This window comes from Halopenitus persicus (genome assembly GCF_900107205.1).
GTDB classification, from domain to species: Archaea; Halobacteriota; Halobacteria; order Halobacteriales; family Haloferacaceae; genus Halopenitus; species Halopenitus persicus.
Genome location: NZ_FNPC01000003.1, coordinates 136,659 through 157,675, shown reverse-complemented (window position 1 = coordinate 157,675; position 21,017 = coordinate 136,659). Strand labels below are relative to the sequence as shown.

23 protein-coding genes and 1 other RNA gene are annotated in these 21,017 nt (G+C 67.8%); 6 read left to right on the top strand and 18 right to left on the bottom strand.

Annotated features, from left to right (window positions below; all coding sequences use genetic code 11):
- Positions 1-34: 34 nt before the first annotated feature.
- Both BLV25_RS06010 and BLV25_RS06005 read right to left on the bottom strand, forming a co-directional pair.
- Positions 35-403: a DUF7111 family protein gene (locus BLV25_RS06010; protein WP_021073778.1), complete on the bottom strand. Its 369-nt coding sequence runs from the start codon at positions 401-403 to the stop codon at positions 35-37.
- 84 nt (positions 404-487) lie between these two features.
- Positions 488-775, bottom strand: a complete 288-nt coding sequence (locus tag BLV25_RS06005; RefSeq protein ID WP_021073777.1) for a zinc ribbon domain-containing protein — start codon at positions 773-775, stop codon at positions 488-490.
- Positions 776-860: 85 nt separating this feature from the next.
- Between BLV25_RS06005 and BLV25_RS06000 the strand changes: the two genes are divergently transcribed.
- Complete coding sequence (locus BLV25_RS06000; RefSeq protein ID WP_092731412.1) at positions 861-1,157, top strand: hypothetical protein; 297 nt, start codon at positions 861-863, stop codon at positions 1,155-1,157.
- A gap of 34 nt (positions 1,158-1,191) precedes the next feature.
- Here the strand turns inward: BLV25_RS06000 and ffs are convergent.
- From ffs to BLV25_RS05975, 5 genes are all read right to left on the bottom strand, one after another.
- Positions 1,192-1,503: signal recognition particle sRNA (gene ffs / locus BLV25_RS05995), an RNA gene on the bottom strand.
- A gap of 106 nt (positions 1,504-1,609) precedes the next feature.
- Entirely contained in the window at positions 1,610-2,026 is a 417-nt protein-coding gene (locus BLV25_RS05990; RefSeq protein WP_021073775.1) for a DUF7548 family protein, read from the bottom strand.
- 89 nt (positions 2,027-2,115) lie between these two features.
- The gene (locus tag BLV25_RS05985) at positions 2,116-2,610 is read right to left on the bottom strand and encodes a redoxin domain-containing protein (protein WP_092731410.1); all 495 of its coding nucleotides are present in this window, start codon (positions 2,608-2,610) and stop codon (positions 2,116-2,118) included.
- A gap of 132 nt (positions 2,611-2,742) precedes the next feature.
- The gene (locus BLV25_RS05980) at positions 2,743-3,570 is read right to left on the bottom strand and encodes a fumarylacetoacetate hydrolase family protein (RefSeq protein WP_394327114.1); all 828 of its coding nucleotides are present in this window, start codon (positions 3,568-3,570) and stop codon (positions 2,743-2,745) included.
- A complete protein-coding gene (locus BLV25_RS05975; protein WP_021073772.1) occupies positions 3,570-3,920 on the bottom strand; it encodes a cupin domain-containing protein in 351 nt (116 codons plus the stop codon). The genes BLV25_RS05980 and BLV25_RS05975 overlap by 1 nt, the downstream gene beginning before the upstream one ends.
- Before the next feature lie 141 nt (positions 3,921-4,061).
- Here BLV25_RS05975 and BLV25_RS05970 point away from each other — a divergent pair, with 141 nt between their 5' ends.
- A complete protein-coding gene (locus BLV25_RS05970) occupies positions 4,062-4,859 on the top strand; it encodes an SDR family oxidoreductase (RefSeq protein ID WP_021073771.1) in 798 nt (265 codons plus the stop codon).
- A gap of 450 nt (positions 4,860-5,309) precedes the next feature.
- Positions 5,310-6,107 (top strand): SDR family oxidoreductase, encoded by a 798-nt coding sequence (locus BLV25_RS05965; protein WP_039401770.1) that lies wholly within the window; start codon positions 5,310-5,312, stop codon positions 6,105-6,107.
- A gap of 24 nt (positions 6,108-6,131) precedes the next feature.
- Here the strand turns inward: BLV25_RS05965 and BLV25_RS05960 are convergent, their stop codons facing one another.
- The 10 genes from BLV25_RS05960 to BLV25_RS05915 form a co-directional block, all read right to left on the bottom strand.
- Positions 6,132-6,899, bottom strand: coding sequence for an SDR family NAD(P)-dependent oxidoreductase (locus BLV25_RS05960; protein ID WP_021073769.1), 768 nt, complete (start codon positions 6,897-6,899; stop codon positions 6,132-6,134).
- Between the two features lie 151 nt (positions 6,900-7,050).
- On the bottom strand, positions 7,051-7,455 hold the full coding sequence (locus tag BLV25_RS05955) for a cupin domain-containing protein (protein ID WP_092731408.1): 405 nt from the start codon (positions 7,453-7,455) through the stop codon (positions 7,051-7,053).
- 135 nt (positions 7,456-7,590) lie between these two features.
- Complete coding sequence (icd, locus tag BLV25_RS05950; protein WP_021073767.1) at positions 7,591-8,853, bottom strand: isocitrate dehydrogenase (NADP(+)); 1,263 nt, start codon at positions 8,851-8,853, stop codon at positions 7,591-7,593.
- Between the two features lie 159 nt (positions 8,854-9,012).
- Positions 9,013-9,993 (bottom strand): NAD(P)-dependent oxidoreductase, encoded by a 981-nt coding sequence (locus BLV25_RS05945; RefSeq protein ID WP_092731406.1) that lies wholly within the window; start codon positions 9,991-9,993, stop codon positions 9,013-9,015.
- A gap of 6 nt (positions 9,994-9,999) precedes the next feature.
- On the bottom strand, positions 10,000-10,455 hold the full coding sequence (locus tag BLV25_RS05940) for a universal stress protein (RefSeq protein ID WP_092731404.1): 456 nt from the start codon (positions 10,453-10,455) through the stop codon (positions 10,000-10,002).
- Between the two features lie 176 nt (positions 10,456-10,631).
- Positions 10,632-12,182: an SLC13 family permease gene (locus tag BLV25_RS05935; RefSeq protein WP_021073764.1), complete on the bottom strand. Its 1,551-nt coding sequence runs from the start codon at positions 12,180-12,182 to the stop codon at positions 10,632-10,634.
- Between the two features lie 226 nt (positions 12,183-12,408).
- On the bottom strand, positions 12,409-13,902 hold the full coding sequence (locus BLV25_RS05930; protein WP_021073763.1) for a tripartite tricarboxylate transporter permease: 1,494 nt from the start codon (positions 13,900-13,902) through the stop codon (positions 12,409-12,411).
- Positions 13,887-14,480, bottom strand: a complete 594-nt coding sequence (locus tag BLV25_RS05925) for a tripartite tricarboxylate transporter TctB family protein (RefSeq protein WP_021073762.1) — start codon at positions 14,478-14,480, stop codon at positions 13,887-13,889. The genes BLV25_RS05930 and BLV25_RS05925 overlap by 16 nt, the downstream gene beginning before the upstream one ends.
- A 128-nt stretch (positions 14,481-14,608) precedes the next feature.
- Positions 14,609-15,763: a Bug family tripartite tricarboxylate transporter substrate binding protein gene (locus tag BLV25_RS05920; protein ID WP_143114390.1), complete on the bottom strand. Its 1,155-nt coding sequence runs from the start codon at positions 15,761-15,763 to the stop codon at positions 14,609-14,611.
- A gap of 118 nt (positions 15,764-15,881) precedes the next feature.
- Positions 15,882-16,859, bottom strand: coding sequence for an aminopeptidase (locus BLV25_RS05915; RefSeq protein WP_021073760.1), 978 nt, complete (start codon positions 16,857-16,859; stop codon positions 15,882-15,884).
- Positions 16,860-17,035: 176 nt separating this feature from the next.
- Here BLV25_RS05915 and tcuA point away from each other — a divergent pair, with 176 nt between their 5' ends.
- The 3 genes from tcuA (at position 17,036) to BLV25_RS05900 (ending at position 20,685) form a co-directional block, all read left to right on the top strand.
- Positions 17,036-18,451 carry an FAD-dependent tricarballylate dehydrogenase TcuA gene (tcuA, locus tag BLV25_RS05910; RefSeq protein ID WP_092731402.1) on the top strand — a complete coding sequence of 472 codons (1,416 nt, stop codon included), beginning with the start codon at positions 17,036-17,038 and terminating at the stop codon, positions 18,449-18,451.
- Positions 18,448-19,584, top strand: coding sequence for a 2-methylaconitate cis-trans isomerase PrpF family protein (locus BLV25_RS05905; protein ID WP_092731400.1), 1,137 nt, complete (start codon positions 18,448-18,450; stop codon positions 19,582-19,584). The genes tcuA and BLV25_RS05905 overlap by 4 nt, the downstream gene beginning before the upstream one ends.
- A gap of 126 nt (positions 19,585-19,710) precedes the next feature.
- Positions 19,711-20,685, top strand: a complete 975-nt coding sequence (locus tag BLV25_RS05900) for an aminopeptidase (RefSeq protein ID WP_092731398.1) — start codon at positions 19,711-19,713, stop codon at positions 20,683-20,685.
- A gap of 18 nt (positions 20,686-20,703) precedes the next feature.
- Here BLV25_RS05900 and BLV25_RS05895 read toward each other — a convergent pair whose 3' ends face one another.
- The gene (locus tag BLV25_RS05895) at positions 20,704-20,907 is read right to left on the bottom strand and encodes a hypothetical protein (protein WP_143114389.1); all 204 of its coding nucleotides are present in this window, start codon (positions 20,905-20,907) and stop codon (positions 20,704-20,706) included.
- Positions 20,908-21,017: the final 110 nt, after the last annotated feature.

Below are 21,017 nucleotides of genomic sequence, written 5' to 3'. Positions count from 1 at the left end.
GGCCGCGCGACCGACGCGGCCGGGACCGCCGCGGTCACATTCCCATATCCGCGGCCGCCTCGGGAACCGGGAGGTCGGCGACCGTCACGCCGAGCCGCTCGGCGGCGTGATCGAGCGCCATATCGAACCCGTAGTACCGCTCCAGTTCGTCCCCGTCGGGCGCGGTCCGGACCTTCACCATCGCGTACCCGGTGGCGTTCTGGACGATCGCCGCGGTCCGACCCTCGCGGGTGAACGTCAGCACGCGCTCGTCGTCGGTCTCAACGTACTTCGCGGTGACGCCGTCACTCTCGACGATCCGCTCGGTCGCGCCGGCGTCGTCGGTTGCGTCGTCGTCGGTCGCGTCGTCTCCCCCGATATCGTCGGCACCGGACGTCGGGCCCCCGCGCGTCGAATCAGTCATACGCCGGCTTCGGTCCCCGATCCCTCGAACCCATCGATCGGCGTGCTGCCGGAGAGGGCGGCCACGGGTCGACGATGGCGACGCCTACCGCGCCCGGCCGCCCCGTCGTGCCCTCGCGTCCAGGTAGCTCGTGTAGCCGCCGACGACGAGGCCGAATCCGACGACCGCGAGCGCGAAGCCGACCCACCGGGTGAGCCCGACCGTGAACGCCCCGAGCAGGAATCCGAACAGGAACGCGAACACCCCGACCACGACCGCCCCGGCGGCGAGGATCGGCGTCGGCTGGAGCTCGCCACAGTGGGGACACACGCGGGCGTCCGCGTCGATCGCCCGGTCACAGCCGAGACAGCGGACCGTCCGTGGGTCGGTCACGCTCCGACGTTCGGCGGAGACCCCTTATAAGTACACGGCTCCAGTCGCCGGACGACTGAAGGGGATCGCCGCCGTTGGTGGCCCTATGAGCGAGACGGACCCGTGGACGACGATCGACCTGGACCGACCGGACCGAACCTCGATCGACGTGAGCGTCGGCGAGAGCGACCTCTCCGTCGGTTTACCGCGAGAATCGCCCGATTACGCGTCGATCGACGTCGAGACGACCGACGACAACGACCGGATCGTGGTGAGCATCGAGACGACCGCCGGCGACCACGGCACGGGGATCGCGAGCGCGGAGCTCACGGTTGAGGAGGCGGCACAACTCGAGGAGATCCTGGCCGACGTCGTCGCGTCGCGCGACGGCGCGACGGAGTGACCGCTGGGCAGTCAGAACACGAACGCGGTATGAATGGTGGACGACCGGGTTTGCCCGGCGTTCCGACACGGGGAATCCCGGTTGCCTCCTCCACCCCGCGATCCGACGAGCGACGCACGTCCGGCGATGGGCTGCTCGCTTCCGCGCCTGACCCGGTGCCGCCGACGAACCACGGCGGACCGCTCCTGCGAGCGGGCGCCGCGAACCGCTGTCCCCGTCGGACGAGGCTTCCACGTTGGCTCCCGGGGCCCGAGTCGGTCCGACCGGACTCTCCCGGCGTTCGGTCCCCGCTGAAGACTACCTCGCGGGTTGCGAGCGGGGCCTAACCGCCCGACCTAGTCCACCTACACGTACACCGGTCCACCTTAAGGGCCTTTCGTTCCGCGGGGTCCCGACTGCAGGGTCCGGCCCGCACGTAGCCGCCGTCGACGCACCGTGCCGCCACGCCGCCGTCACTCGAGGACGGCCCGCGCGTAGCCGCCGCCGACGATCGCGACCGCGATCGACGCGGCGACGACCACGGGCGGATGCCACTCGAGCCACCGGTACTCCCGCGGGAAGCTGTACAGCACCGTCTCGTCGATCGCCAGCCACCAGAGCGCCGACCCGACCACGAGGACGACGCCGAGGACGACGAGCCCGCCGGCCATCGTGACGGGGTCCACGTTTCCGCGCTCCGCGGAGGCGAACGCGACCACGCCGACGGCGGCGAAGAGGACGATCGTCGTGAGGCCGACCGGGCCGGCCCCGTAGTAGTCGCCGAGCAGCTCGGCGTGGCCGTCGATCAGAAGGAACGGCGCGGCCCCGGCGACCGCGGTCGCCAGACACGCGAGCGCGCCGGCCCGCGGCGCGAGGTGACGGACGTTCATAGCGACGGCTTCGTCCGTGATACCTTAAAAAGAGCCGATCGTCGTCGACGGCCGGGGTCGGCCGACGTCGACCGGTCGCGATCGAGCGGTCACTCGCGTGCGTCCGCGACCGCGTCGCGAACCTCGGACACGAGCGTCCCGAAGTCGGGGTTGTCGCCGTCGCGAACCCACCGATACGTCACGATCCCGTCGTCGTCGATCACGAACACGCTACGCTGGGCGGCCTCGACCTGGTCGTACATGTCCGGGTAGACGACGTCGTACGTTCGGATCACCTCGTGGTTCCAGTCCGAGAGCATCGGGATCGACAGATCCTCCTCGTCGATCCAGACGTTCTGTGCGAACGGGAGGTCGACGCTGATCCCGTAGACGTCGGCGTCCAGCTCCTCGAAGCTCCGGAGCCGGTCGCTGAAGGTGCACATCTCCTCGGTGCAGCCGCTCGTGAACGCGGCGGGGTAAAACGCCAACACGATCGGCCCGTCGCCGATCCGGTCGGAGAGCGTGAACTCCGTCAGGTCGTTATACGCCTCGCCGCCGGCGAGCGGGACCGTGAAATCGGGGGCTTCGTCTCCGACGTGTACCATACGCGGTCGAGGGGCCGGCGGCATATATACGTCCTCACTCGAATCGGGCACGGCCTCGCTATCGACCCCTCTCGAGGGCCGCAGCGACTCTCCGCCGCGAACGATCCGCAGCGACTCTCCGTCAGGAGCGGTTCAGCGGACGTCCGCCTCGAGGGTGCCGACGCCCTCCACGACCGACCGGACGTGGTCGCCGGGCCGGATCACGCCTGCTCCTGGCGTTCCGGTGGAGATGACGTCGCCGGGCTCGAGGGTCATCACCCGGGAGTGGAACGCCAGCAGCTCCGGCGGCGAGAAGTGCATCGCCTCGAGACCGTTCTCGGCGATCGTCTGGTCGTTGATCTCGGTGCGGACCGCGACGTCGTCGAGCCGGTCCGTCGTTGCGGGTGCCGAGAGCCACGGTCCCATCACGAGGAACGTGTCGAAGCTCTTCGACCGGGTGAGGAACCGGGGGTTCCGCTGGAGGATGTCCTCGGCCGTCATATCGATGATCGGGACGAACCCGGCGATCACGTCGTCGAAGTCGGACTCGTCGACGTTCCGGCAGGTCCGACCGACCACGATCCCGAGCTCGGCCTCCGCGGTGACCCGGTCGCTTGCGGCCGGCAGCCGGATCGGGCCGCCCGGCGAGGTGAGCGCCGTCGTCGGCTTCATGAAGCTCGCCGGTTCGTCGGGGCTGTCCTCCGAGAGGTCCGCGGCGTGGTCAGCGTAGTTCAGCCCGATCCCCCACAGCTTGCCGGGGTCGAACGGGGTGGCGAACCGGACGTCCGCCTCCGGGATACGGTCGGCCGGCGCGGCGTCGAGGTCGATCGTCTCGGCGGCGCGCGCGGCCGCGATCGGGTCGCCGTCGGCGTCCGGCAGCGCGGCCGCGAGGGGAACGAACCCCTCGTCGTCGCCGACGATCGCCGTGCCGTCAACCGTCCGTGCGAACCGCAGCGCTCCGGACGCCAGTCCCTCCGACATCATTCCTCCCGGTCGGTCCAGAAGTCGAAGGACCGACCCGGCGCGAAGACGTCCAGCCCGACGGCGCGCTCGTCGCCGGTGTTCTCGACGGCGTGGGTCTCCCAGGACTCGATGAGCGCGGAGTCGTACTTCTCGAGGGTGATCGAGCTTCCGTCCTCGGCGTGAAGCGTGAGCTCGCCCTCGAGACACAGGCAGACCTGTTCGTTCTCGTGGTCGTGCATCGGGGAGCTGTGCCCCGGCGGCTTCTCGAACCACTCGAAGGAGAACTGGTCGCTGCCCGCGAGGGCGGCGCGCATCCAGCCCTCGTCCGGTTCGTACGTCTCCGCGTCGTCGAATGCGACGTGGTCCATACCCGGTGTTGTCACAACGCGTGATAACGATTCCGTCTCGGGCGAAACTTCGTGGCCGTGCGCGGATCGAGGCGTCGTCGGTTCCGGTCGATCCGGCCGGATTCGGGAAGGGTTTTAGTGGCTGGTTCGGTACCGGTTGGTATGGATCTGGAAATAGCCGGCAACGCAGCACTGGTCACGGCCTCGAGCCGTGGATTGGGGAACGCATCGGCGACCGCGCTCGCCCGCGAGGGCGTCAACGTCGCGATCAACGGCCGCGACGAGGAGGAACTCGAGGCGGCCGCCGAGGAGCTTCGCGAGGAGGCCGCAGCGGGGGCCCGCGTGCTCCCGATCCAGGGCGATCTGACCGACGAGGACGACATCCGGAATCTCGTCGAGACGACCGTCGACGAGTTCGGCGGTCTCGACCACCTCGTCACCTCCGCCGGCGGCCCGCCGAGCGGTCCCTTCATGGAGACCGACGACGAGGACTGGTACAAGGCCTACGACCTGCTGGTGATGAGCGTCGTCCGGCTCGTCCGCGAGGCGGCCGACCCCCTGCAGGCCGACGGCGGCGGCACGATCGTGAACATCACCTCCCGCAGCGTCAAGGAGGCCATCGACTCGCTGGTGCTCTCGAACTCGGTCCGGATGAGCGTCATCGGGCTCGAGAAGACGGTCTCCAAGGAGCTCGCGCCGGAGGTTCGCGCCAACGCGGTGCTGCCGAGCGCCCACGAGACCTCCCGGATCGAGGACCTGATCGAGCAGGGCGTCGAGCGCGGCGAGTACGAGAGCTACGAGCAGGGCCTCAAGGAGCGCGGCTCCTCGAACCCGCTCGGTCGGATCGGCGACCCGATGGAGCTGGGCAACACCGTCGCGTTCCTCTCCTCGCCGAAGGCCGGCTACATCAACGGCCAGGCGATCCCGATCGACGGCGGCTCCGGCAAGTCCAATCTGTAGGCACCGTACCCGGAACCGGCCGCCGAACCGGATCGCTCAAACAACCACATTATTTATAAGAAACACGTCGGATACGGTAGTATTTCCAAATGGTTTCACAACGGCGATCCCCGGGAGGTCATATAAATAATCGAACGCCCCTTTATATGTCGATCCGTTAAAAACGGGCGTTCCTTTATAAGATGCGAGCGAGCCGACGAACACGCCGGAGGATTCGTATTCGTTTTTCTATCTTAAAACTATCACTTTATAAATATTTAATCGGGACGGCGATCGAGCATCGAACACCGTCGGCTCGGCGCATCGGTAACGGTTTCGGCGGAGGTCCGAACGGTTTCGGCGGACGTCCGAACGGTTCCGGCGAACGTCCGAACGGTTCCGGCGGCTGCAAGCGATCGATCGGCCGTCCGCGACCGGATCGGTTAACCTGCGGGCGCCCCACACGCGGGTATGGATCTCGGACTGGAAGACGCGTCTGTGTTCATCGCGGCGGGAAGCAAGGGACTGGGCCGCGGGGCGGCCGAGCAGTTCGTCGCCGAGGGTGCCTCGGTCGCGATCGCCTCGCGGAATCCGGAGAACCTCGAGACCGCACGGGAGTCGATCCTCGAGGCGACCGACCGCGAGTCGTCGGCGGTCGTGCCGGTCGAGCTGGACCTCTCCGACGCCGACGCGATCGAGGACGCGGTCCAGTCGGCGATCGACGAGCTCGGCGGGCTGGACGTCCTCGTGACCAACCACGGCGGGCCGGAGAACACGTCGTTCGCGGACACGTCGCTGGCCGCCTTCGATTCGGGGTACAACGACGTGCTCAGAAGTACGGTCGCGCTCTGCAAGGCCGCGCTGCCGACGCTGCGGGAGTCCGGCGGCGCGATCACCCATCTCGTGGCGGCCTCCGCCCGGGAACCGACGCCTCACGGCACGATCGGGAACGTGTTCCGACCGGGCATCTACGGGCTCTCGAAGGTCCTCGCCAACGAGGAGGGCGACCACGGGATCCGGTCGAACTGCGTGGCCCCCCGCGGGGTCCTCTCGGACCGCATCGAGGAGAAGATCGAGGCCCGCGCCGAGCGCGAGGGGATCTCGGAGGCCGAGGTCCGCGAGCTGCGCGTCGCGGAGCTGCCCGTGGCCGAGATGGGCACCACCGAGGAGTTCGGGAAGGCCGTCGCGTTCGTCTCCTCGCCGGCCGCCAGCTACATCACGGGCTCCGTGATCCCCGTCGACGGCGGCTGGAGCCGGCGGGTGCTGTAGGGTCGGAACTCCCCATTTCCGCGTTCACTCCGGCACCAGCGTCGGCGTCGGGTACGTGCCGCCGTTGACGTGAAGCACCTGGCCGGTGACGAAGGAGGACGCCGGGGAGGCGAGGAAACAGCAGGCGTCAGCGACCTCCTCGGGCTGTCCGAGCCGGCCCAGCGGCGTCGACTCGATCACCTCCCGCTCGATCCGCTCCCACTCCTCGGTTCGGGTACGGTCGACGTCGATCAGTCCCGGCGAGAGGCCGTTGACGCGGATCCCGTCCGACCCCAGCTCGGTGGCGAGCTGGCGTACCTGTCCCTCGATGCCGAGCTTCGAGCCGTACGAGTGGGCGTGCCCGTGCTTGCCGAGGTAGACCATCGCGCCGATGAGGCTTATCACCGAGCCGCCGCCCCGCTCGCGCATCTCCGGGACGACCGCCTGCGTCGTCAGCAGGAGCCCGCGGAAGTTCACGTCGGTGACGCGGTCGACGTCCTCCGGTTCGATCTCGTCGAACGGCTTCGAGGGCCGGACGGTCGCGTTGTTCACGAGCACGTCCACCGGTCCGAGCTCGTCGCGAAGCCCCTCGACCACCCGCTCGATCGCCTCGGGGTCCGCCAGATCGCCCAGTTCGACGGCCGCGCTCGAGCCGGTCTCCTCGATCAGGTCCGCGGTCTCACGGCATCCCGTCTCGTTCGACCGGGCCGTCAACCCCACGTCCGCGCCGGCCTCGGCCAGTCGAATCGCGATCGCCTGGCCGATGTTCCGACTCGCGCCCGTGACTATCGCCGTGCGTCCGGAGAGATCCATACCGCCCGGAGGACGGCCGTCGGCCTATCGGGGATGGATCCGGCAGCGGCTGCCGGTTGTTTTCGGGCGGTTCGAGTTTGGGCGGTTCGGGTTTGGGCGGTCCGGGTTCGGGCGGCCGGGGATTACGCGTCCGGGGTTGGGCGACCGAGGTTCACGCGTCCGGGTTCGCGGTCGGGAACTCCCGCTGGTAGTCGGTCGCGTCGACCCGGTCCTCACGAAGCGGCCAGACGGCGAGCAGGGTCGCCGTCTCCTCCGAGACCGCCCGGGAGGCGTGTTCGACCTCCGGCGGGATCGTCACGGCGTCGTACCGCTCCAGCGAGACGCGCTCGCCGTCGACGAGGAAGTCGAGCTCGCCGTCGAGCAGCATGTTCATCTGTTCGAAGGGGTGGTCGTGCGGCGGGCTCGCCTCGCGTTCGGGACCGATCTCGGTGAAGCCGATCAGCTGGTCGATCCCGCGGAAGACCACCTGCCTGAAGCCGGGCCCCTCCCGGGCTGCCGGTGCGTCCTGGAGGTTGTACACCGACGGGATCGCGTCCCGATCGTAGTCGCGTACCATACGCGAGGGATGCGCGGAGCGTATTTATACCTCGGCCTCGCCAGTGGTCGAACGTCGAGCGCGTCGAAAAGTATGAAGCGCGTCGTGGTCGGAAGCGCCGCCGCAACCGCGATGGCGCGGCCGCGGGCGCAGCGTCTACGCGAGGTCCTCGATGTTCTCGACGACCGCGTCGGCGAACTCGCTCGTCGCGAGCTTCTCGCCGCCCTCGATCTGCCGGTGGAGGTCGTAGGTGACCCGGCCGGAGGCGATGGTCTCCTCGACCGCGTCGCGGACGAGGTCGGCCGCGTCGGACCAGCCGAGGTACTCCAGCATCTCGCGGCCCGAGAGGATCATCGCGGTCGGGTTGACCTTGTCCTCGCCGGCGTACTTGGGCGCGGAGCCGTGGACGGGCTCGGCGAGCGCGCGGCCGTGGCCGCGGTTGATGCCCGGCGCGATGCCGAGGCCGCCGATCTGGGCGCCGGCGGCGTCCGAGAAGTAGTCGCCGTTGAGGTTCATCGTCGCCACGACGTCGTACTCGTCGGTCCGCGTGAGGACCTGCTGGAGCATGTTGTCCGCGATGCGGTCGTTGACGACGACGGTGCCCTCGGGCTGGTCGCCGTCGTGCTCGTCCCACAGCTGGTCCTCGGTGATGACGTCCTCGCCGTATTCCTCCTCGGCGAGCTCGTAGCCCCAGTCGCGGAACGCGCCCTCGGTGAACTTCATGATGTTCCCCTTGTGGACGAGCGTCACCGTGTCGCGGCCGTTCGCGAGCGCGTAGTCGATCGCCTCGCGGATCAGCCGCTTCGAGCCGAACTCGGTGATCGGCTTGACGCCGATGCCGACGGGACCGTCGTGGATGATGTCGTCGATGCCCATCTCCTCCTCGACGAACTCCTTGGCCTGCTGGACCTCCTCGCTGCCGGCCTCCCACTCGATGCCGGCGTAGACGTCCTCGGTGTTCTCCCGGAAGGTGACCATGTCCATCTCCTCGGGGTCGGTCACCGGCGACGGGACGCCCTCGAGGTAGTAGGTCGGGCGGACGTTGGCGAACAGGTCGAGCTTCTTGCGCAGCGCGACGTTCAGGCTGCGGAAGCCGGCGCCGACCGGCGTGGTGAGCGGACCCTTGATCGCGACGCGGTGCTCGCGGATCGCGTCGACGGTCTCCTGGGGCAGGTTCTCGTCGTACTTCTCGCGGGCGGACTCGCCAGCGTGGACGCGCATCCAGGCGATCGAGCGGCCGGTCGCCTCAGCGGCGGCGTCGAGCACCTGCTGTGCGGCCGGGCCGACGTCGGTTCCGATCCCGTCGCCGTGGATGATCGGGATGATCGGGTTGGCGGGAACGTTCAGCTCGCCGGTCTCCTCGTCGGCGAGCGTGATCTTCTCGCCGTCCTCGGGGACGGTTACGTGGTCCGTGGTCATGATCGAGTGTCGATTGCCCGAGCGGCGTAAAAAAACACGCGCTTTCCCGCCGAGCGCCCGCTGCGTCGGGTCGGGTGGCGGTTGACCACCGGTCCCGTCACCGGGGATCGGTTCCGTCACCGGGGATCGGTTCCGTCACCGGAGATCGGTTCGGTCGATCTACTCCTGCACCGGAGCGTCGGCCGCGGTCGCGACGAACCGCTCCGGCAGCGGCTCCCCGGCGAGGTATCGCGTCGTCAGATCGGCGAGCGTCTCGACGATGTTCGTTCGGGCGACCTCGGAGGAGGCGGCGATGTGCGGCGTCACCACGACGTTGTCGAACTCGTGGAGCCGGGAGTCGGCCGGCAGCGGCTCCTCCTCGAAGACGTCGAGGCCGGCGCCCGCGATCGACCCGGCGTCGAGCGCCTCGATCAGGGCGTCCTGGTCGACGATCGGGCCGCGAGCCGTGTTCACGAGGACCGCGGAGTCCTTCATCGTCGAGAGGACCTCGGCGTCGATCAGGCCCTCGGTCTCCGCGGTCAGCTCGGCGGTGACGACGACCGCGTCCGACTCGGAGACGACCGTCTCCAGGTCCGTCAGGGTCGCGCCGGTGACGTCCGTGTCGATCTCGTGGACGTAGGGGTCGCTCGTCAGCACCTCCGCGGTGAACCCCGAGAGCAGCCCGGCCAGCCGGCTCCCGACGTTGCCGAACCCGACGATCCCGACGGTCGTGTCGGTGACGGGGCTGGCGTTCGGCACCTCGTCGCGCCACTTCCCGTCCCGGAGCGCGTTCCCGCCGATCCGCACGTTGCGCTTGACCGCCAACAGCAGGGTGAGCGCGTGCTCGGCGACCGAGCGGGCGTTCATTCCCGGCGTGTAGACGACGGTGACGCCGTGTTCCTCGGCGGCCTCGAGGTCGATGCTGTCCAGCCCCGTCCCGATCTTGGCGATGATCGACAGCGAGCTCGCCTCGATCACCGCCTCGGTGAGCGGGAGCCGCGAGGTGGTGAACAGCACGTCGACCCCCTCGAGGTCGGCGATCAGCTCCGCGGGGACGTTGGATCCCCCGACGGTCACGTCGAAGCGGTCGTCGAGGCCCGCCTGCAGCGGGCCGCGTGGCTTTACGTCCTGGTCAACGAGCGTCGTGAGTCGGTCGGTCATCGAGTATCACGCGTCGGCGTCTTCGGGCGGCACCGTCAGCACGGGCATCGGCGCGTTCAGAAGCACCGACTGCGTGACGCTCCCGAAGAGCGCCTTCCCGACCGCGGAGCGCCGCTTGCCGCCGAGCACGACGTAGGATGCGTCCTGCCGCTTGGCGTACTTTACGATCTCGTCGTCCGCCGACCCGACGAGGCCGACGGGGGTGTACTCCTCGACGACCCCGGACGCGGCTTCGTCCGCGACGTCACGGGCGACCTCCCGGATGGCGTCCATCTCGATCGTCTTCCCGGTGTCCTCCACGCTCTCCTGTTCCATCTCCCTGAATCGCGACTGGCTCAACACGTGCACGACGTGGAGCTCCTCGTCGAACGCCGATGCGATCTTCGCCGCCTCGCGGATCACCGCTGACCGGTCGGCTTCGTCGGCGGCGGTCTCGACGTCGACCGTGACGACTACTGTCATAGCTATCGGGTACAACGACGGGGTGGGTCTTATAAGTTGTAGTTGCCGTCAGTTCGTGACGCCGGACGGCGGCGACGGCGGGCGGGCACGTTGATCCCGCCGACGGTGGCGGCGATCCGGCGGCGGTGACGGCGATCCGGCGGCGGTGACGACGAGCGAGTCGTCCCGGTCGACGTCTACAGCACCAGCGGCCAGTAGAACAGCCATGAGGCAACGATCACGACGCTTCCGAAGACCATCGTCACCAGCCCGAAGGCGAGGACGTCCCGGTTCGAGAGGGGACCGTAATCGAACGAGAGCAGGACCGACGTCGTGTTGAACGGGAGGAACGTCGTCGACCCGACCATAATGAGCACCGAGAAGGCCAGGAACAGCTGGTTCACGCCGAGGAACGCCGCGAACTCCAGCACGATGGGGAGCACGATGATGATCGCGGCCGAGGCGGTCGAGAAGAACGACCGGAGCACCGCGGCGATCACGAGCAGCGTCGCGACGACCTGCCAGGGCGCCATCGCGGCGAAGGGGATGTAGACCGTGATCGTCTCGACGAGCAGCGTCAGCGTGCCCGACGTCTCCATCACGTCGAGGATCGAAAACATCGCGCCGATCAGAAAGAGGATCCCCCAGCTGACGTCGGCGACGTCGTCGGCGGTGATGATCCGGACGCCGGGCAGCGACAGGGCGGTGACCGCCCCGATCGCGGGAACGATCGTCGGCACGCCCAAAAACGATCCGAGGATCCACGCGATCACGGTGGCGCCCATCACGCCGCCGACGATGCGCTGGTCGCGCGTGAGCGGCTCCGAGGTCCCGTCGACGACGGACTCAGCGAGGTCGTCGACCGGACCGTCGGTCGGCGGATCGTCGGCGGACGGGTCGTCCGCCACGTCGTCCGCCGTTTTCCCCTCGTTCTCTGCGGTCGGGTCCCCGCCGTCGGTCGCCGCCTTGTCGTCGATCGTGACGGTGTCGTCGACGTCGTAGATGCGCACCGCGGCCAGCGTCGAGAGCCCGTAGAGCACGATCACCGGCGGAATCATCACGATCGCCCATTCGACCCACGTGATCGTCCGGACGTCGGCGTTGATCACCTGCGAGGTGATGATCGCCATCCCGCCGCCGGTCATCAGCGCCATCGAGGCGATCGGGTTCACGTGGCCGAGAACGAGGTATGACGCGCGGGTGAAGTCGCTGTCCTCCGCGAGCCCGTACGTCTCGGTGAGCCGCCTGACGACCGGAATGAAGGTGACCGCCCGCGCGACCGCCGAGGGCATCAGAAACGAGAGCGCGAAGATGTTGGCCCCGAGCGACCGAACCGTCCGCTTCGGCGTGCTCTGGGCCGAGAGCAGCCGTTGGGCCGCCCGTTCGTCGAGGCCGACGCTTGAGATCGTCTGGCCGAGCAGCAACAGGAGGAACAGGAAGAACACGAGCGTGGAGGCGAACCCGCCGACGGCCGTCTCGAAGCTGTCGACCGCCCCGAGCGCGAACAGCAGCGTGACCACGAGCACGCTGGAGATCGTGTACGGCACCGCCTTCGAGAGCCACAGCGCCAACGCCACGCCGAAGACGGTCAGGACGGTCTGGCTCTCGGCGCTCATCCCCGGGACCGAGACGAGCCACGTCCCGGCGACGAGTATGACTGCTGCGAGACCGACTCCTATCCCCTCGACCGACAGGACCCGTTCGAACCGGGTCGGTGGCGAGAACGAGCCACCGTCGTCTGCTGGCATTGGCTGGCCAGATGACGCATCGGCGAATATATCTGTCGAAACCCCGGGATACCGCCGGGACATTCGGAACCCCGGTTCGAACCTCGGATCGGTCCCGACGTCGCTCTCGAATCGGGCGCCGATCGACCGGGATCGACGTGGTCGGCGCCGTGGAAAACGTGGATCGTACCGGCGGTCACAAAACGGGATCACGTCCGCCGTCGAAAAGCCGCAGACTGCTCCGCCGTCAGGAGATCAGCCGTTCGAGCTGGGGTTTGACCACCGGGCCGAACAGGATGACCAGGATCGCGATCACGATGAGCAGCGAGAGCGGCTTGGTGACGAAGATGTCGTAGGAGCCGCCCGACAGCTGGAGCGACCGGATGAGGTTCTCCTCCGCGATCGGTCCGAGGACGACTCCCAGGACGAACGCGATGACCGAGTAGTTGTACTTCACCATCAGATATCCGAAGAGCCCCAGGAAGACGACGGTCGCGACGTCGACCCAGTTCGTTCGGAGCGTGTACCCGCCGATCATCGAGAGGACGATGATCGTCGGAACGATGTATTTGGTGTCGACCTGCGTGAGGTGTCCCAGCCGCGTCACGACGAACACGCCGACGAAGAGGATGAAGACGTTCCCCGCCAGCAGAGCGAGCATGAACGTGTACGTCGTGGCCAGCTCCGCGTCGAACAGCTGCGGACCCGGACGGAGGCCGTGCATCAACAGCCCGCCCAGCAGGACCGCGGTCGATCCGCTGCCCGGGATCCCGAACGAGATCGTCGGGATCAGCGACCCGCCGATGGTGCCGTTGTTGGACGCCTCCGAGGCGATCACGCCGTCGGGCTCGCCGCTCCCGAACGCCTCGGGGTTGTCGGAGCTCCGCATCGCCTCGCCGTAGGAGATGAAGTTCGAGACGGTCGCTCCCGAGCCGGGAACGGCGCCGATGAACATCCCGATGAAGCTGGATTTGATCAGCGTGACCGGACGGCTGATCGCGGTTTTGATGCCCGCGAGCACGCTCCCGTCGAGGTCGATGTCCGAGTCGGCGATCCCGCCGGTCTGGGCGGAGAGCTTGATCATCTCGGCGATCGCGAACATCCCGATCAGCGCCGCGATGAAGTCGATCCCGTCGTACAGCGCCAGGCTTCCGAAGGTGTACCGCAGCTCCGGGGAGTTCGGCGCGATCCCGATCGTCGTCAGCAACATTCCGAAGGCGCCGGCGATGATCGCCTTCACGACCGACCCCTGTGCGACGACGCCGATCATCGAGAGCCCGAGCACCGCCATCAGGAAGTACTCCGGCGTTCCGAACAGCAGGACGGCCTCGATGAGGATCGGCGAGATCGCGATCAGGGTGAGAACGGTCAGGAACCCGCCGAGCGCCGAGGACGTCGCCGATATCGAGAGGGCCTCGATCGCCCGTCCCTGCTTCGACATCGGATAGCCGTCGAAGGTGGTCGCGGCGGCGGCGCCGGTCCCGGGAACGTTCACCAGGATCGCGGCGATGCTGCCGCCGTACATCGCGCCGCTGTACATACTCACCAGCAGCACGAGGGCGTTGATCGGTCCCAACGGGAGGGTCAGCGGAAGGACGATGGCCATCCCCAGCGACGATCCGACCCCGGGAAGCGCGCCCGCGATCATCCCGAGGATCAGCCCGACGGCGACCCACAGCGGGGTCGGCCAGCTGAACAGCGTTCCGGCGGCCTCCGTGAGGGCGGCTATCGTGGCAGCCATGAGACACCATCCTGGAAGAGGAGCGCCCCGCCGTCCATCGGGACGGTGAGGACGATCATGAAGCTATACGCGATCCCGAATCCGATGACTGCGAGGATCACGGTCCGCAGCAGGTCGATCCGGAACCAGCGGGCGTAGAGCAGCACGAACAGCGGACTCGCCCACAGGAGGCCGATCGCGTAGCCGACGAGTCCGTAGCCGACCACCGAGATGGCGGTGAACACCGAGTCGTGGATCGGCCGACCGACGGACGAGATCTCCTCCGACTCGGTCTCGGCCGTCGGTTCCTCGATCTCCGACTCCTTTTCGGTAAACTCGTCGCTCGCCTCGAAGGCCGCGCCCTCGCTGAGCAGCGCGTTGCGTAACACGGCGGGAAGGTACGCCTGGAACAACAGCAGCAGCGAGCCGATGAAGACGACGCTCGCCACGAGTCGAGGGAATCGCGCGGCGCGATCGATGCTGAACTGGGTCGTTCCCCAGAGCATATAGCCCGAGGAGACGACCATCATCGCGACGAGCAGCTTCTCGGCGTCGATGACGTCCTCAACCAGGCGGCGGTACAGTTCCTGTGCGGTCATGGTTCACCGACGGAACGCGGATGCGATGCGTGTTCTGTCATAGCCACCATACGTACGTGATTGATGAGCACACTGTTATAAAAATATCCGTTTGTTCGAACGAGCCGTCGAAACCGGGGAGCAGCCGATTAGGACGACTGACGGATCGATTCGAGGTCGACGTTCTCGGGGACCTGCTCGAAGGCGTTCGCGACGGCGTCCTCGGCCGCCGACGGTCCGCCGTACTCGATCACGTTCCCCGTGTTCTCGGACCATTCCTGGACGCGGTCCGTCTGCAGCGCGGTCTCGAGCGCGCCGGTGAGCGTCTGCACGATGTCGTCGGACGCACCCTGCGGGAGGAACATTCCGCGGCGCAGCTGGCCGAGGAAGTCGATGTTCGAGAACCCCTCGTCGGTGACCGACTGCAGGTCGGGGAAGACGGAGGTACCCTCGCTGGAGAGACAGGCGACCGTATCGACGCGGTCGTCCGAGACGGCAGCCTCGGCCGCGGTGTCGGTACTGATCGTGGCCGGCACCTCGCCGGAGACACACGCCTGCACGGCGGGACCGGACCCGGCGTAGCCGACGTACTGCTCCCACGCGAGGTTGTAGTCGTCGTTGCCCTGCATCAGGAGCGCGAGAACGTGGTCGACCCCGCCGCGTTCCTTGCCGGCGAAGGTCGAGAGCTCGCCCTCCTGATAGCGGCTGACGAGGTCCTCCATGTTCTCGATCTCGTGTTCGGGGTTCGCGACGATCACGAACGGCGTCCGGGCGTACGCGCCCACGCCGACGAGGTCCTGCAGGTCGAAGTCCGGCGGGTTCACCATCGCCGAGACCGGCGTGGACGGCGGATTGAAGCCGCCGAAGGTGTAGCCGTCGGGGTCGGAGTAGTAGAGCTCGCCGGTCCCGCGGAGGGACGCCGCGCCCGAGATGTTCTCGATGGCGATGTTCACGCCGAGCTCGTTCGCCATCTCCGGGATGATCTGGCGCGCGTAGGTGTCGGTACCGCCGCCCTCCGAGAACGGAACGATGTAGCGGATGTCCTGGTTCGGGTAGTCGCTCCCGCCGCCGTTTCCGTCACCGTTGCCGTCGCCGTTGCCGCCGCCGTTTCCGTTGCCGCCGCCGTTGCCATTGCCGCCGCCGTTTCCGTTGCCGCCGCCGTTTCCGTTGCCGCCGCCGTTTCCGTTGCCGCCGCCGTTTCCGGAACAGCCGGCGAGGCCGGTCATCGCGGCTGCCGATGCGGCTCCGGCGTACTTGATGAATGAACGTCTGTCGGTAGACGAGGTCGTGTGTTTATCTGCCATACCCGACTGGTAAGAGACCAGTAGTACTTAAATAATTTTTGGTACTGTTTTAAGTCGTCATCCTTCGGCGCCGTCCGGTGGATGAAATATGACGAACGATCCCGGGATGCGAGGATCGCTAGAAGAACGTGAATTCCCCGTCCTCGACGACCGCCTCGCCGTCCAGTTCGAGGGTCGGTTCGGCCATCATCGCGTCGAAGTGCACCGGCGCGCGGGTCGTCCCGCCGAGGTTGCTGCTGGTGCCGATCCCGAAGTGGACGTTCCCGTAGCGGCCGTGGTCGTTGGAGAACCAGCCGTTGAACTCGGGACACTCGGGATTCATCCCGACCGCGAGCTGGGCGATGTTGTAGACCGCGGGGTCGTCGTGGTCGGCCCAGACGCGGGCGATCTTCTCGGCCTCCTTGCCGCCCTCGACCGAGGTGACCGCGCCGTCCTCGATCTCCATCTCGACGGGCGTCTCGAGGACGCCGATGTCGAGGTTGGGGATCGCGCCGTCGAAGACGACCGTCCCCTCGGTCGTTCCCTCGACCGGGGCGATGTTCGACTCGATGTGGACCAGCGCGGTGAACTCGCCCGGCTCGTCGGCGATCCCGGGGTGGGCGTTCCCGTCGCGTCCCTCGAGGCCGACGGTAACGTCGGTCCCCTGCGGGGACGTCACGCGCGCCTCGCTGGCCTCCGTGAACTTCCGGGCCATCTCCTCACAGTGGGGCCGCATACCCTCGTAGTCGGCGTAGAGCCCGCCCGTGACGAGCTGTTCCTCGGTGAACTTGACCATACTGATGACGCGCGCGCCGTTCTCCTTGGCCTCCGCGACGGCGCTGGAGTGGGTGATCGACCGGTGGACGGGCGTGATGATCACGTCGGCTTCCATCATCGCGGCCGCGATCGTCTCCTCGGGCTCGTTCCCGTCGTACTCACGCGGGTCCATAAGCGCCATCGAGACGTTCGCGTCGCGCTCCTTGGCGGCCGCGGCCACCCGCTCGGCCACGCCCGAGACCTTCCAGTCCGAGACGACCAACACGTCCTCGCCGGGATCGACGGCCGCACACGTTTCGACGACGATACTCGCACCTTTCATCTCCTGAACCGAGTGCATCGTGCTTTCCCCTTTCAATGAGGCACGTAAATAGGTTTCTGACGCCTCAAATCTCGACCTGGCGGCAACCGATGGTCCGTCGGGATCGACGGTCCCATTGCCGATCCGGAGGCGGACCGCCTCGTCCCGCTGACGAAACACCTATTACAATCTATCGGTTGCACTAACCTAGAGCTATGAGTGCAACGAGGGAGTACGACGTCGTCGTCGTGGGATGCGGGATCGCCGGACTGTCCGCCGCCAATCGGGCCGCCGAACTGGGCCACGAGGTTGCCGTCCTCGAGAAGGCGCCGAAGGAGCACCGCGGGGGCCACACCCGGTTCAGCGAGTCGTTCCGGGTGCCCTCGACCGACGCGGACCTGGAGCGGTTCGGCTACGAGTTCGCCGTTCCCGACTACAGCGCCGACGACTTCTTCGACGACATCATGAAGCAGACGAACGGGCGTGCCGACGACGACATCGCCCGAACGCTCGTCGACAACGCCGGGCAGACGGTCGAGTGGCTGACCGAGCGCGGCGTCTCCTGGGACATGGAGCCGCTCAACGTCGGCTACACCGTCGCGCGCACCTTCTTCGACGGCGAGGAGCTCGTCGCCGACCTCGTGGCGGCCGCCGAGGACGACGGCGCGGAGTTCCACTACCGCACCGAGGCCCGCGAGCTGCTCGTCGACGACGACGGTGCCGCGGCCGGCATCAAGGCCCGAACCGACGACGGCATCGTCGAGTTCCGCGCCGACGCGGTGATCGTCGGCGCCGGCGGCTACGAGTCCAGCGAGGAGAAGCGGACCAAGTATTACGGCTCCGACTACGACGCGATGACGGTCCGCGGCAGCCGGTACAACACCGGCGAGGGCATCGAGATGCTCATCGACGCCGGCGCCGACGGAACCGGCCAGTGGGGCGGCGCACACATGGCCCTGATCGACCGCGGTGCGCCCGCCTTCGAGGGCGGCGCCAACCGCGTCGACGGCTACCAGTTCGGCGTGCTCATCAACAACGACGGCGAGCGCTTCTTCGACGAGGGCGAGGACGCCCGCGCGCACACCTACGCGAAGCTCGGCCGCATCATCTTCGAGGAGCCCGGCCACGAGGCGTTCATCGTCATCGACGATCCGCTGAAGGAGCACATGCGCGCCACCGGCCCCTCGGACCCGGTCGTCGGCGACAGCGTCGAGGAGGTCCTCGCCGAGCTCGGCTGTGACTCGCCCGAAGACGGTGCCGAGACGATCGAGCGCTTCAACGAGGCGTGTGACCCCGGCGAGTTCGACCCCGACGAGCTGGACGGCAACGCGACCGAGGGCCTCGAGCTCGAGAAGAGCAACTGGGCGCTCCCGATCGACGAGCCGCCGTTCTACGGCTACGCGGTCACCGGCGGGATCACGTTCGGCTTCGGCGGCGTGAAAATGGATACGCAGGCGCGCGCGCTCGATTCGGTCGGCCGCCCGATCGACTCGCTGTACGTGGCGGGCAACACCACCGGCGGCCTCTTCTTCGACAACTATCCGGGCGGCACCGGCCTGTCGAACGCGGCCGTCTACGGGAAGATCGCGGCCGAGGAGGCCGACGAGTTGGTCACGGGAGCGAGCGAATGAGCGACCAGCAGTCCCTCGAGTGCGCCATCGTCCGTGGCGGCACGAGCAAGGGCGTGTTCATCCGCGAGGACGAGGTGCCCGACGAGAACCGGGACGAGGCGATCCTCTCGCTGTTCGGCAGCCCGGACGACCGTCAGATCGACGGGCTCGGCGGCGCGACCTCGACGACCTCGAAGCTGATGATCGTCGGCCCCAGCGAGGAGGCCGACGTCGACGTCGAGTACACCTTCGGCCAGGTCGCCGTCGACGAACCGGTCATCGACTACGGCGGCAACTGCGGGAACCTCACCTGCGCGATCGGCGCGTTCGCGGTCGACGAGGGGCTCGTCGACGTCGACGAGGACGCCGACGCGGTCGATCTCGCGCTGTACAACACGAACACGGAGACGTACATCGACCAGCACGTGCCGCTTGCCGACGGCGCCGCCGCGACGAAGGGCGACTTCAAGGTCCACGGCGTCCCGGGGACGGGCGCGAAGAACGACACGACCTTCCGCGACCCCGCCGGCGCGGTCACCGACGAGCTGTTCCCGCTCGGCGGTCCGACAATCGAGCTCGACGTCGAGGGCGAGGACGCCCCGATCGAGATGAGCGTGATCGACGTCACGACGCCCATCGCGTTCGTCCGCGCCGCCGACCTCGGGCTCACCGCCACGGAGAGACAGGAGGACGTCGACACGGACGAGGCGCTTCTCGAACGTCTCGAGCGCATCCGCGGAACGGTCTGTGCGGAGCTCGGGCTCGTCGACGACCCCGAACGGGCGTCGACCGAGTCGCCGGGCTACCCGAAGATCGTCTGGGTCGCGCCGCCGGCCGACTACGAGACCGCGACCGGCGAGACGGTCGCGGCGTCGGAAGTCAACCTCCTCGCTCGATACATGAGTATGGGGAAGCTACACCCGGTCTACGCCGTGACCGGCGTCTCCTGTACCTCGGCCGCGGCGCTGCTGCCGGGGACGATCCCGAACGAGGTCGCCGACCTCGACGGCGACACCGTGACGCTCGGGCACCCGAAGGGCACGATGTCCGCCACGGCGGACGTCGACGCCGACGCCGGCACCGTCGACGCGGTGACGGTGTATCGGACCCAGCGTCGCCTGATGGACGGCACGGGCTACTACACGCTGGAGTAGCGAGGCAAGCGCCGCGGCCGCCGGGCCCGGACGGGACGTCCGGGTGCGAACCGGCTCGCCGCGGAAGCGCGCGACCGCGAAGCCAAAGTATATTTCCGTCGCCGGCAATGCGTGAGTAGGTCACCTATGTTAGACTTGGAAATGGCCAGTGCCGCACGCGGTATCGTCGAGGATTGTCTGAACGTCCAGGAGGGCGAGGAGGTCCTCGTGATCGCCGACCCGCGGAAGGTCGAGGTCGCCCGCAGCATCGCGACGGCGGCGAACGCGATCGACGCCGAGGTCGTGACCGCGGTGATGCCGCTGCTCGAGAGCCACGGCAACGAGCCGCTCGACATGGTCGCGGACGCGATGGAGACGGCCGACGTCGCCTTCACCTGCACCACACACGCGATCACGCACACGCGAGCGCGGCTGCGGGCCGCCGAGGCCGGAACCCGGACCGGGATCCTTCGGAGCGTCACCGAGGACATGATGGTCGAGGGGGCGATGACCGTCGACTTCGAGACCCTCCGGCGGCGCACGGAGGCGCTGGCGGACATCATCACCGAGGCGGACCACGCACACGTCACGAGCGACAAGGGCACCGACGTGGAGTTCAGCATCGAGGGCTGCCAGTCGTTCTCGCTTGACGGCTACTTCCACGAGGAGTACGGCTTCGCGACCCTCCCGCCGGGCGAGGCGCCGACCCACCCCAAGGAGGGGACCGCCAACGGGACGATCGTCATCGACGTCTCGATGGACAACATCGGCCAGCTCGAGGAGCCGATCGAGTTGACCCTCGAGGACGGGTTCGTCGTCGACGTCGACGGCGGCGCCGACGCCGAGGAGCTCGAGGCGATCTTCGAGGCGAACGACGCAAACGGCCGCAACCTCGCCGAGTTCGCGATCGGCACGAATCCGAAGGCGAAGCTCATCGGAAACCTCGCGGAGGATAAAAAGCGTGCAGGCACGATCCACTTCGCGGTCGGCGACAACGAGTCGCTCGGCGGGTCGACCAAAAGCGACATCCACCTCGACGGCGTGATCCGGACGCCGACCGTTCGGCTCGACGACACCGTCGTCGTCGACGACGGGCGACTTCGGACCGAGCTGCTGGAATAGGTCGTCACGACTCCGTCGTTACCTTTTGAACCGGGTCCCGCCGCGGCGGGAGCCGACGTCCCCGTCCGCATCGCCATCCACGTCGTCGCTCCGGCCCCGCTCATCGACGTCCCTGGCTGCCGACCCACCAGCGTGCTCCCCGTCCACCGCCTTCCCGTTCGCCGCGCCTTCATATCGTCGCGCTCCGCTCATCGTCACGTTCCACTTATCGTCACGCGCCACCCATCGCTCTCCCCTCGATCGGCTCGCGTTCCCGCCGGTGCTCGTGCTCCGGACCGAAGCGAACCGGACCGTAAGCGAACCGGACCGTAAGCGAGGCGTTCGTGATTCGA

Coding starts and splice junctions, on each gene's coding strand:
- BLV25_RS06010 (WP_021073778.1), bottom strand. CDS start 403: ATGACTGATTCGACGCGCGGGGGCCCGACGTCCGGTGCCGACGATATC.
- BLV25_RS05965 (WP_039401770.1), top strand. CDS start 5,310: ATGGATCTCGGACTGGAAGACGCGTCTGTGTTCATCGCGGCGGGAAGC.
- BLV25_RS05985 (WP_092731410.1), bottom strand. CDS start 2,610: ATGGTACACGTCGGAGACGAAGCCCCCGATTTCACGGTCCCGCTCGCC.
- BLV25_RS05935 (WP_021073764.1), bottom strand. CDS start 12,182: ATGCCAGCAGACGACGGTGGCTCGTTCTCGCCACCGACCCGGTTCGAA.
- BLV25_RS05960 (WP_021073769.1), bottom strand. CDS start 6,899: ATGGATCTCTCCGGACGCACGGCGATAGTCACGGGCGCGAGTCGGAAC.
- BLV25_RS05940 (WP_092731404.1), bottom strand. CDS start 10,455: ATGACAGTAGTCGTCACGGTCGACGTCGAGACCGCCGCCGACGAAGCC.
- BLV25_RS05900 (WP_092731398.1), top strand. CDS start 19,711: ATGTTAGACTTGGAAATGGCCAGTGCCGCACGCGGTATCGTCGAGGAT.
- BLV25_RS05925 (WP_021073762.1), bottom strand. CDS start 14,480: ATGACCGCACAGGAACTGTACCGCCGCCTGGTTGAGGACGTCATCGAC.
- BLV25_RS05990 (WP_021073775.1), bottom strand. CDS start 2,026: ATGAACGTCCGTCACCTCGCGCCGCGGGCCGGCGCGCTCGCGTGTCTG.
- BLV25_RS05955 (WP_092731408.1), bottom strand. CDS start 7,455: ATGGTACGCGACTACGATCGGGACGCGATCCCGTCGGTGTACAACCTC.
- BLV25_RS05920 (WP_143114390.1), bottom strand. CDS start 15,763: ATGGCAGATAAACACACGACCTCGTCTACCGACAGACGTTCATTCATC.
- tcuA (WP_092731402.1), top strand. CDS start 17,036: ATGAGTGCAACGAGGGAGTACGACGTCGTCGTCGTGGGATGCGGGATC.
- BLV25_RS05970 (WP_021073771.1), top strand. CDS start 4,062: ATGGATCTGGAAATAGCCGGCAACGCAGCACTGGTCACGGCCTCGAGC.
- icd (WP_021073767.1), bottom strand. CDS start 8,853: ATGACCACGGACCACGTAACCGTCCCCGAGGACGGCGAGAAGATCACG.
- BLV25_RS05905 (WP_092731400.1), top strand. CDS start 18,448: ATGAGCGACCAGCAGTCCCTCGAGTGCGCCATCGTCCGTGGCGGCACG.
- BLV25_RS05915 (WP_021073760.1), bottom strand. CDS start 16,859: ATGCACTCGGTTCAGGAGATGAAAGGTGCGAGTATCGTCGTCGAAACG.
- BLV25_RS05980 (WP_394327114.1), bottom strand. CDS start 3,570: ATGTCGGAGGGACTGGCGTCCGGAGCGCTGCGGTTCGCACGGACGGTT.
- BLV25_RS06000 (WP_092731412.1), top strand. CDS start 861: ATGAGCGAGACGGACCCGTGGACGACGATCGACCTGGACCGACCGGAC.
- BLV25_RS05930 (WP_021073763.1), bottom strand. CDS start 13,902: ATGGCTGCCACGATAGCCGCCCTCACGGAGGCCGCCGGAACGCTGTTC.
- BLV25_RS05945 (WP_092731406.1), bottom strand. CDS start 9,993: ATGACCGACCGACTCACGACGCTCGTTGACCAGGACGTAAAGCCACGC.
- BLV25_RS05975 (WP_021073772.1), bottom strand. CDS start 3,920: ATGGACCACGTCGCATTCGACGACGCGGAGACGTACGAACCGGACGAG.